At 54.8% G+C, this 10,185-nt stretch carries 11 protein-coding genes and 1 tRNA gene; 4 read left to right on the forward strand and 8 right to left on the reverse strand.

Annotation, left to right across the window (positions count from 1 at the left end; genetic code table 11):
- Nucleotides 1–263: hypothetical protein (locus tag AC5LBQ_RS08710; protein WP_493265230.1), on the forward strand; the 263-nt coding region annotated here is incomplete at its 5' end.
- A 65-nt stretch (nucleotides 264–328) separates the two neighbouring features.
- On the opposite strand, the gene AC5LBQ_RS08715 is transcribed toward AC5LBQ_RS08710, so the two are convergent.
- Both AC5LBQ_RS08715 and AC5LBQ_RS08720 read right to left on the reverse strand, forming a co-directional pair.
- Nucleotides 329–1,552, reverse strand: coding sequence for an ABC transporter permease (locus AC5LBQ_RS08715; protein ID WP_493265231.1), 1,224 nt, complete (start codon nucleotides 1,550–1,552; stop codon nucleotides 329–331).
- Nucleotides 1,549–2,535 carry an ABC transporter ATP-binding protein gene (locus AC5LBQ_RS08720; protein WP_493265232.1) on the reverse strand — a complete coding sequence of 329 codons (987 nt, stop codon included), beginning with the start codon at nucleotides 2,533–2,535 and terminating at the stop codon, nucleotides 1,549–1,551. The genes AC5LBQ_RS08715 and AC5LBQ_RS08720 overlap by 4 nt, the downstream gene beginning before the upstream one ends.
- 108 nt (nucleotides 2,536–2,643) lie before the next feature.
- Between AC5LBQ_RS08720 and AC5LBQ_RS08725 the strand changes: the two genes are divergently transcribed.
- From AC5LBQ_RS08725 to AC5LBQ_RS08735, 3 genes are all read left to right on the forward strand, one after another.
- Nucleotides 2,644–3,519 carry an undecaprenyl-diphosphate phosphatase gene (locus AC5LBQ_RS08725; RefSeq protein WP_297346768.1) on the forward strand — a complete coding sequence of 292 codons (876 nt, stop codon included), beginning with the start codon at nucleotides 2,644–2,646 and terminating at the stop codon, nucleotides 3,517–3,519.
- Between the two features lie 20 nt (nucleotides 3,520–3,539).
- Nucleotides 3,540–4,166 (forward strand): MarC family protein, encoded by a 627-nt coding sequence (locus AC5LBQ_RS08730; protein ID WP_491680780.1) that lies wholly within the window; start codon nucleotides 3,540–3,542, stop codon nucleotides 4,164–4,166.
- A 184-nt stretch (nucleotides 4,167–4,350) separates the two neighbouring features.
- Nucleotides 4,351–5,397, forward strand: a complete 1,047-nt coding sequence (locus AC5LBQ_RS08735; RefSeq protein ID WP_297346767.1) for an NAD(P)-dependent alcohol dehydrogenase — start codon at nucleotides 4,351–4,353, stop codon at nucleotides 5,395–5,397.
- Here AC5LBQ_RS08735 and AC5LBQ_RS08740 read toward each other — a convergent pair.
- The 6 genes from AC5LBQ_RS08740 to AC5LBQ_RS08765 all read right to left on the reverse strand — a co-directional run bounded on the left by AC5LBQ_RS08740 (nucleotide 5,386) and on the right by AC5LBQ_RS08765 (nucleotide 10,151).
- A complete protein-coding gene (locus AC5LBQ_RS08740; RefSeq protein ID WP_295026089.1) occupies nucleotides 5,386–5,823 on the reverse strand; it encodes a GtrA family protein in 438 nt (145 codons plus the stop codon). The genes AC5LBQ_RS08735 and AC5LBQ_RS08740 overlap by 12 nt on opposite strands.
- A gap of 69 nt (nucleotides 5,824–5,892) precedes the next feature.
- Nucleotides 5,893–5,965 (reverse strand) — tRNA-Ala (locus AC5LBQ_RS08745).
- A gap of 101 nt (nucleotides 5,966–6,066) precedes the next feature.
- On the reverse strand, nucleotides 6,067–7,086 hold the full coding sequence (locus tag AC5LBQ_RS08750; protein WP_493265235.1) for a hypothetical protein: 1,020 nt from the start codon (nucleotides 7,084–7,086) through the stop codon (nucleotides 6,067–6,069).
- 254 nt (nucleotides 7,087–7,340) lie between these two features.
- Nucleotides 7,341–8,000: a GNAT family N-acetyltransferase gene (locus AC5LBQ_RS08755; protein WP_493265233.1), complete on the reverse strand. Its 660-nt coding sequence runs from the start codon at nucleotides 7,998–8,000 to the stop codon at nucleotides 7,341–7,343.
- A gap of 10 nt (nucleotides 8,001–8,010) precedes the next feature.
- Nucleotides 8,011–9,207 (reverse strand): molybdopterin molybdotransferase MoeA, encoded by a 1,197-nt coding sequence (locus tag AC5LBQ_RS08760; RefSeq protein WP_493265236.1) that lies wholly within the window; start codon nucleotides 9,205–9,207, stop codon nucleotides 8,011–8,013.
- Nucleotides 9,207–10,151, reverse strand: coding sequence for a UTP--glucose-1-phosphate uridylyltransferase (locus tag AC5LBQ_RS08765; protein ID WP_493265234.1), 945 nt, complete (start codon nucleotides 10,149–10,151; stop codon nucleotides 9,207–9,209). The genes AC5LBQ_RS08760 and AC5LBQ_RS08765 overlap by 1 nt, the downstream gene beginning before the upstream one ends.
- Between the last annotated feature and the right edge of the window lie 34 nt (nucleotides 10,152–10,185).

Consider the following 10,185-nt stretch of genomic DNA (forward strand, 5'->3'; position numbering starts at 1 on the left):
CGGTCCTCATCAAATCAGAAAACCGCAAAAACACTAACAAAAGCACCCCAAAAAAAGGGCACCAAAAAACGCGTAAACAAAAAACAAAACGCTATCGAGATCAAAACCAACAAACCCACTCGCGCGAAGTCCCCCTCGCACCGGGGAACCCGATTTCAGAGCACAGAAATCCCTCAGCGGTTCATTCCGTAGCTTTGCCATCAGGCCCGATTTGCCGCCCTACCGACTTAGTCAGTCGCAAGAGCAACGGATATATAACTTAGTAGGTTTCCTGCACAGTGTCAAATCGAAGTTAAACATCCGGGGTTTCCCCCCAGTTTTCAACTGTTTACGACACCGCTTCCCGACGCAAGGCATCCTTCAGTTTTATGCGTTCACCGGTGGCCAAGAGTCCCCTGCGGTACAGCCGCGCTCCCAGCCATACCAAAATCGGCAAAATCGCCAGGTTTATCACCATAGAGAGCCAGGGCTCCCACCACTCCACAGTAGAGGAGGCAAGCTGACGTGCCGGCATCGCGTAGCAGTTAAGGAACGGAATTAGCGAGACCACTTTGATGAACACGCTTCCGGGAGTGAGTACCGAGAAAATGGCGGCGTAGAACCCGCCCAACTGCAGCAAAATGAGCGGAAGCGTGGACTGGCCAACATCTTCTTGACGCGATGCCAGCGCTCCCGCCCCGGCGAATAGCACCATATAGGTCGCTAAGCCCAAGATAAACCACACCAGGTACCAGCCGGAGAAACTGGCCAGGTCAATTCGGATTCCGCTGGTCAGGCCCGAAATTAACAAGGCCACCAGTCCGGCTGAACCCATGATTACGATTTGCAGGGCTCCCAATATTGTGATGCCCAGAATCTTGCCGATGAGGAGCTGCTTAGGAGTAACCGTGGAAACCAAAATTTCCACTATTCGTGAGGACTTTTCTTCGACTACCCCGTTAGCCACCAGTTGTCCCGACGCCATGACGACAATAAATAGCAAGGTAATCAGCACCATGACCACCAGGTAAGCAGCGAAGTTAAAGTCATCCCCGCTAGCCTCGGACTCTGAGATGTCTCTCACCTCGACCTGCACCTGCTGCATTTTCTGACCGATTTCCTGGAAACTACCGCCCAGATTCCCGATATACGAGCTCAACATGACGCTTTGCGCGGTGGAGTTAATCATCAACATCGCCGTAGGAGAAGCCGGCCCATCGCTAAACACCACCGGTTTGTCCGCAGTGCCGCCAATCCCCAGGCTAATCTCCTTGTTTTGTACCGCCTGTTCCAATTCCTGATCGTCGGCGTATCCCTTGACCTTATACATCGGTCCCATCGGGGAAGCCGTATTCAGAAAGGGATTCGTCTCGGGTTCAAAGGCCGGTGCGTAACTTTGAGTTTGGGTGGTCACGCCGATTTTTTCGGTGTCTGCCTCGGAGAGGTGAAAGAAATTTGCCAATCCCCCTGCAATTAACACCACCAGCACCACCACGATGGTAGAGATAATGGCAGATTTGGATTTCATTCGCACCGAGAACTCACGCCCGGCGATAATCATGATTTGTTTCATTCCTGCCCCTCTTTCACGCCCTCAGTCTCGGCGCCGACTTTCGCGGTTACCTCGGATTTTGGTTCATTTTCCTCCACGGCGTTACGGAAGATTTCCGCGAGAGAAGGAATCACGGGGACGAATTCGGTAACAGCCCCTGCTTCTACCGCTGCTTGCAGTATGGCGTGAGCCGTAGGGCTGTCTGAAAGAACCGGCACCAGCAAGCCGCCAGCAATAAACTGTACCGACTGGTTTAATCTGCGAGTGGCTCCCCCCCCCGCCGCTAGGGCAGCTTCGTCGCCGCACAGCCTGACCACTGGAGTTCCGGCCTCGCGCCGCAGCTTTTCAACCTCACCCGAGGCAACTATGGACCCGCCCGAAAGAATCGATACGTGCGTACACAGCGACTCCACCAGGGACAGCTGATGCGACGAGAAGATGACCGGCACCCCTTGTGCCGCGTACTCCTGCAAAACCCCACTCATGACATCTACCGCCAACGGATCCAAGCCCGAAAACGGTTCGTCGAGAATCAACATCACCGGATTGTGAACCAACGCCGCCGCCAGCTGCACGCGCTGCTGGTTGCCGAGGGAAAGTTTTTCCACGTTATCTTTCAGCCGCTCGGACACTCCTAAACGATCAACCCAGTTGCGCGTCGATTGGCGTGCAGTACTTCGATTCTGACCGTGCAATCTGGCGAAATATTCCAGCTGCTCGCCAACTTTCATCTTTGGATACAGGCCGCGTTCCTCCGGCATGTATCCGATGGAGGCCCGGACCGCGGCATCTATGGGTCTGTCCCCAAAGGTTACCCGTCCCCGATTCGCGTCAGTGATACCCATCACGATGCGCATGGTTGTGGTTTTCCCAGCTCCGTTCGCCCCCACGAAACCCATGACCTGACCAGGCTCCACGTTCATGGAAACACCTCGTAAAACGTCCCGCGTTCCAAAAGATTTGTACAAGCCCTCAATGCGCAGAGTTCTACTGTTTTGTTCCAAGATTTCCCCTCACACCAGATTGTCAACCCAAAATCAGGATACAACAATCCCCCGGGCTTTCGGTTCCGTTTGTCAAGGTTTCACGATGCGGCGTATAGGATAAAACCCATGTCATGGTGGGAAGCGCTAATCCTCGGTATCGTCGAGGGCATTACAGAATACTTGCCGGTCTCTTCAACGGGACACCTCACGATTACTGAATACCTGATGGGTAAACAGATTGATGACGTGGGAATGGTCGCTTTTACAGCGGTTATTCAAATCGGCGCCATCGCAGCGGCAGTACTGTACTTTTGGACCGATATTTGGCGCATCATCAAGGCTTGGGTGACAGGTCTGTTTCACAAGTCTGCCCGCCGCAATCCCGATTATCGCTTCGGTTGGGCCATCATCATTGGGTCTGTACCGATTGCCGTGGTGGGCTTGCTGTTTAAGGATTTTATCGAGACTGGCTTGCGTTCCATGTGGTTCGTAGCGGCCGGATTGGTGGTGTGGTCAGCAGTGTTGTTCGCTGCCGACCACTATGCGGCGCGCTTGGCGACAAAAACGCCAGCTCCCGATTCACCGCAAGCAACAAAAACGGACAATGAAACCACTATTATTCAGGCACTCCTCATTGGCCTCATGCAATGTGTCTCGCTCATTCCCGGAGTTTCGAGATCTGGAGCCACGATTTCTGCAGGCCTGTTCCTGGGCTTTGACCGGGTTTTGGCGACTCGTTTATCTTTCTTCCTGGGGATTCCGGCATTGGTTGCCGCGGGGACTCTGGAAGGAGTGAGCAACTTTGACACTATTGGCGCGACTGTAGGTTGGGTGCCCACCATTTTGGGACTGGTCATGTCGTTTGTGATCGGGTACATATCTATCGCCTGGTTACTGAAGTTTGTCTCGAAGCACAGTTTTAACTCCTTCATCATCTATCGTCTGTGCATTGGCGGGCTCATCGCAGTGCTGCTGATTGCCGGCATTATCCCGGCAAACTGATTTCGGGTATCGTGGAGTCCATGAAAACTGAACTGGGGTTGTTTATCTCTACATTCACCACATTGTTTGTAATCATCGACCCCTTTGGGAACCTCCCCGTGTTCATGTCTCTAACCAAAGACCTCCCCAAGAAACAGCGTCAAACCGTCGCTTGGCAGGCTAACCTGTTGGCGATTATCATCCTATTCGTATTCGGGTTCTTTGGCTTTCAACTGTTCGGCCTGTTGGGAATCAGTCCCGCAGCTCTACAGATTTCCGGCGGACTGCTGCTGTTGATTGTGGCTCTCCAACTATTGACCGGGGCGGAGGGAACTGTTGGCGAAGAGGGGGGCTCTTTGAATATCGCCGCCGTTCCTTTGGGCACTCCCCTGTTGGCAGGACCGGGTGCAATAGTAGCTCTGATGGTGGCCATGGGACATGCCGGACAGCATCCCCTGTCCGTCATCGCGGTGACCGGTGGAACCCTCGCGGTGATGTTCACCTCGTGGCTCGCTATGCATTTTGCTACGCCTATCATCCGATTCCTAGGCGATTCTGGCGTCGCGGTGATGACGCGATTGGCGGGCATGCTGCTCGCCGCCATCGCGGTGGAGCTGATGATTAGCGGTGTCATTTCGGTAGTACAGGACGTAGCTAAAACCCTATAGAAATCGATAAGAAATAAATTATACCTAAATTTTGTATTCTATTTTTCTGACGAATACAGGCTCTTCCCGGATTAACTCCGCGCGCTCCTTACGAAATTGAACTAAGCTGAAGTGGCTAAACATCGAGGCGACGCTTCGCGATTAGGCGAAACCGCGGCTTCGCCTAAATCCGAGGAGGAGAACAATGACGCAAGTAAAAGCCTACGCGATGGACGGGCCCGATCAGCCATTTCACCCGACAATCTTGGAACGCCGTGAGCCCGGCCCTACCGAGGTGTATTTCGAAGTGAAATATGCCGGGGTCTGTCACTCCGATATCCACACGGGCCGCGGCGAATGGGGGTCAGTCATCTATCCGCTCACGCCGGGCCATGAGATTGCGGGCATTGTTACCAAGATTGGAACGAACGTTACAAAGTTTAAAGTTGGCGATCGTGTCGGCGTGGGTTGCTTCGTGGATTCCTGCGGACACTGCGAGACTTGCGAAGCCGGTAGCGAACAGTTCTGCCGCACTGACGGAGGCACTATCTGGACTTACAACTGCGTGGGCCGTGACGGACTGCCCACGGCTGGAGGTTACTCGCAGGGAATCACCGTTGAACAAGACTATATTTGCCGCATCCCGGATTCCATTCCGCTAGACAAAGCCGCTCCGATTATGTGTGCGGGTATCACCTTGTACTCCCCTCTGACTCGCTGGGGCGCAGGACCCGGCAAGAAGGTTGCTATCGTGGGAATGGGCGGTCTGGGCCACATGGGTGTCCAGATTTCTGCCGCTCTGGGGGCAGAGACTCACGTCATCTCACGCACACGCGCCAAAGAGGCTGACGCGCTCCGGTTCGGAGCTGTAGAACTTCACCCCACTTCTGAGCCGGGCACCTGGGAGTCGATGGCAGGACAGTTTGATCTGGTTGTTTCCACGCTGAGCGATGGGGTAGAACTTGACGACCTGGTTGCTTGCGTGAAACCTGAGGGTGTGGTGGCAGTGGTCGGGTTGCCCGAGCACAGGCAAGAATTCTTGATGCGCAATATCGTCAATGATCAAAAGGTTATCGCCGGTTCCAACATCGGTAGCATTGGCAAGACTCAGGAAGTCCTGGATTTTTGTGCCGAGCATGACATCGCTCCCCAGATTGAAATCATCAGCGGGGACAAAATCAACGAGGCCTGGGATAACGTCGTGGATGCCAAGGTGCGCTACCGCTACGTGATTGATACCTCAACTTTCTGATTCACGCGAGTCTAAAAAGATTTTCCGCGTCACAAAATTCCACACCGCGACAACCACGGTGGCAAGGATTTTTGTGATGAGGGGGTCGATGCGAAACACGACATCGCCGACGTAGAGCATGATTTCGTTGATGCCTAAGCCGATGACGGCACCTACGAAGAAGAGGATGATTTCACGTCGGCGAGTCATGTCGCTTTTGTGCCTGAAAACATAGCGCATGGATGCTGCGTAGTTAAAGGCCAGAGACACACAAAAAGAGATGACCGCCGAGATGAGGTAATGAATTCCTACGATTTTGTACAGAAAAGCAAAAAGTGCATAGTCGATAAAGAAAGCCAATAATCCGACAATCCCGAAACCGATAATCTGTTTGCACAGATGCCGCAGTTTCTTCCAGAGATGAGACGATTGCGGTGCTGTGGCCATTTCCGAGTGCTCGACTGTTGTTTACGACAAAAAATCGGAATCGGTTTCGTCCGATTCCGATTCCTATCGTGGAGCATAGGGGATTCGAACCCCTGACCTCAACATTGCGAACGTTGCGCGCTACCAACTGCGCCAATGCCCCTGTTCGTATAGATTGTAGCGGTTGGAGGGGCTAACTTCCAATTTTCCCGGCCCTTTAGACAGGCCCGCAAAAATGCGCCGGAGATTGAACGAAAATGCGCTTTAGTCTCCGCTGGCGCGACGCCGCTCCAGGATGCTCTCCAAGTCCACCGGAGCCGCACTGACGTCTTCTGCGGCCAGAGCCTCACCGGCAGGCAGAATCTGGGCAGTCTGGGGACGCATGGGTACCGGGGCATATTGCCAATCGGCACGAAAATCTTGCTCCACCACTACCTGGCGGATTGCACCAGTCTTAAGCGTGTAGGACGGGGTCGGTAAATCAGCGGGATTCCACTTTGTGGTGGTTTCCTGCACAGTTTCAACGGGATTCTCAACGCTTTCAATACCGGGCGCGGTCTCGGATTTGGCATTTTCGCTGCGGCGGTAGTCTGGCTTTCCTGCCGTTACCTGAGCTTCAGCATTGGTGTCATTTTGTACCGGACGTTCAATATCGGTGTGGCAGTCCGCTGCTTCGACCAGGCTCACCGCCGTGGCAGGCGCGGCCTCATTAGCTATCCGGACCGCTTGAGCCAGCGTACCGGACGCCGGCTTTCCTCCCGCTAGCGAAGCCGCAGCGACCTTGGCCCACTGCTTAGCTCCGCGCATCCCGACGGACTGCAAGGCCGCGCGCCCCGCGGGGCTTTGCGCCAAACGCTTTTCGAGAACTCGAATGGACTGCTGGAATTGACGATCCTGCTCGCGACCGCGCTTTGCCGCAATCGCTCCCCACGAAATAGTCGCGACGATGCCCAATATGGGTGCCGCCAGCACCCACCACGCCAGGAAACCAGTGACCGCAAAGGCGCTAACTATCGCCAAAGCTAACACCATGCCACCCAACAGTCCAGCACGACGACGGGCCGAAGTAACACGATTGGAAGCTGCGGCCGCGCGATCGGCTTTCACTTCTGTGTAGGCTCTCAAATCCTGAGCCATTTTAATGGGCCGAGTCGCCGCACGTCCGAGTTTACCTTGGTTTTTATGCAGAGCGACCTCGACGGAGTGCGGTTGTTTAACCTGTTGGTCCAAGTCCAAAAGGCGCACCCCGTCCGAAAAACGATCATCATTTCGGGCTTGACCCATCAGACGTCGCGATTTGGCCACCTGCGGCAATAGCACCACGGTGACCACCAGTGTCAGGCCTAAAAGAATCCATGCAGAGATACCCACAAACCCAAAATAACGACCGGGCGGTACAAAAGGGTCACGCCACTCCGTACTCCCCTCGGAATACCGCAGTTTGACTCGCGGCGAAAACCTCAACAGTTAACAGGCACCACAGCGCTAACACTGTTCACACAGTTTCGCTAACTATTTTTTACTGGCAACTAGCCGCGCTAACGTGCCGTCTCTAACCTGGCCACCGTGCTGCCGGGATGCCATTCTTCCGTAGTAATCGCGAAAGAACTATGATCACGCCACGCCCCATCAATGTAGAGAAAACGCTGACGCAATCCCTCATAGCGCAGACCGAGCTTTTCTACGACCCGCAACGAGGGACTGTTTTCGGGCCGAATATTGACTTCCAAACGGTGCAGACCGTAAGAGGCAAAACCCCAATCGATGACCATAGCAAGAGCCAACGGAGTCAGACCCCGACCGGCGAAGCGAGAGTTAATCCAATAGCCCAGGGCGGCACTCATCTCAGCACCACGATTTACAGAGCTGAGAGAAATTTGACCAGCTAGACGCCCCTCGGCAATGATTCCGAAATACATCCCCTGCCCCAAGCGCGCGGTGTGTGCGGCATCTTTCACGAATTCATCAATACTGACCGGGTGACCCAACCCCGGCGGTGCTCCGGCTTCCCAAGGTGCCAGCCACGACCGGTCGCCCATCCGCAACTTCTCGATAGCAATGAAGTCACGCCCCTTTAGCTGGCGCACTTCCAACCAATCGAAATCTGTCTGTAAACCTCGTTGTTTCAGGTTTTCTTCCCGGATAATAACCCGTCGGTACGCCCCCGGGTAAACAGTTTCACCTCGCAAATTACGCATTTTGTAACGCTCATTCCAAAACCATGCAGTGTAAGGTTTGCTGCGGCTGGACTTCCGTAACGTCTTCCGGAACGACCGCGAACGCATTGGCCTGAGCCAAAGCCGCTAGGCGGGCTTGTGGATGCGACCCCAACACTTCTCCGCGGTAGTCTCCAGGTTTTCCAGTCAAAGCCACGGGGACGAACTCACGACGTTCCGCGGGAGAAACCCAACCTCGTGACATTTTGGCCGGCACGGAACTACGGTACAGATTCGACCAGCCTGCCATCTTTCGCAAAGCCGGACGCACAAAGGTCTCAAAAGCAACTTGGGCAGCCACCGGATTACCCGGCAAACAATAAATCGGCACCTCGCCCAGCTTGCCCACCCCCAACTGGCGACCCGGAGCAATGGCCACATTGTCAAACCGTACCGAGCCTAAAGGCGTGAGCACGTCCTTTACGGTGTCTGCCGGGCCGTAAGACAAACCTCCCGTGGTAACAATCACATCAGCACGCACCAGCTGGTCTTCAATAGTCTCACGCAACTGCGAGCGCTCATCGGTGACCATAACCCGAAAAGTTTTCGCGTCAACTTCTTCGGCAGCCGCGGCCAAGCAATGACCATTCGCATCATTAACCTGACCCGGTTCACGATGGGCTCCCGGCTCTACAAGTTCATCACCAATGCTCAAAATCACGACCCGAACTCGGGGATGGACCCGCACCCGACTCCTGCCCAGAGCAGCCAATAAGGCGATTTTCTGCGCATCCAAACGTTGGCCGGCACGCAGTACCGTAGTACCGCTGGGGACATCCATATCGCTGGGAATGACCATAGTGGCGAATCCCGGAGAAACCGGCTGATTGATAGTGACTTGGGAAATTCCCATATCTGTAGACTCCACCGGCACAACAGCATCTGCCCCCGGTGGCAGCGGAGCCCCTGAAGCAATCCGGATGGCGCTGCCCGGCACCAATTGAGTCCACACGGTGTCACCCGCTTGAATATCTGCGGTGACGGGCAAGATTGTGGGAGCGTGAGCGACGTCCTGCGCCCGAACCGCGTAACCATCCCCACCAGCCAAGTCAGTTGCAGGTAGGCTGGATTCGGCAATAATATCCGCCGATAATACGCAACCCACAGCATCTTCCAGGGGTACTGCCAGTTCCGGCAGCGGCTCGGCGGCCAGCAGGCACAGATTGAGATGTTCCCCGACAGAACGCATCAGCAAGCGCCTGCCTTTCCGCCCTGGCCCGCGGCGCTTTCTGTGGAAGTGGGGGCTGCTCCCGGTCCGTCAGGCGAACCGACTAAGCCCCGCATATATTCTCGAAGATGAGCACCAAAATCAGGATTTTCCAGGGAAAGTTCCATTTGCGCCTGCAGATATCCGGACAAATTTCCGGTATCGAAGTGGCGTCCGCGCGAAACAACCCCCCAGACGCCGCCGCCTTCCTTAACCGGAATCTCAGCAAAGGCCGCCAGCGCATCCGTAAGCTGGATTTCATTGTTGCGTCCCGGCGGGGTTTGGGCCAAAATCTCAAAAATACGAGAATCCAAAACGTAGCGTCCCATCAAGGCATAAGGCGAACGGACCTGATCCGCTTCTGGTTTCTCAATAATGTCAGCGAGCTTGAACACTCCGTGCCCCGCTGCTGCTGCACCCAATTCGACCGGATCAACCCGTGCGGAACTGTATAGTGTCGCCTCGGCCGCACTGACTTCCATCAGCGCCACCACGCACCCTCCGGTCACCGCGTGCACGTCCAACATTGTCTGCAACAGAGGATCTTCCGGGTGATACAAATCATCCGGAAGCTGCACAACAAAAGGCTGTTCTCCCACGTAATCACGAGCCTGCAGGACGGCATGGCCCAATCCTCGAGCCTGTTCTTGCATGACCAAATCAACCTGGGGCAAGGGTAAATCCTGGGGATTTGACTCGCAGTCGGCGTTGGTAAAAAAATCTCTCAGAGCTGGCTTTCGAGGACTGGTCACCACGTGAAACTGCTCAATTCCACAGCGGAGGGCTTCCTCAATCACTGTCATGATTACCGGCCGATTCACCAAGGGAAACAACTCTTTGGGAACTGATTTCGTCAGAGGATACATCCGGGTTCCCTTCCCAGCGGCGAGGGGGTAACGCCAATTCCAAAAACGATTCATGCTCATGAGTCCACGCTAGGAAGATGGTTGACAGCGCGCC

This window comes from Mobiluncus sp., from assembly GCF_985070215.1.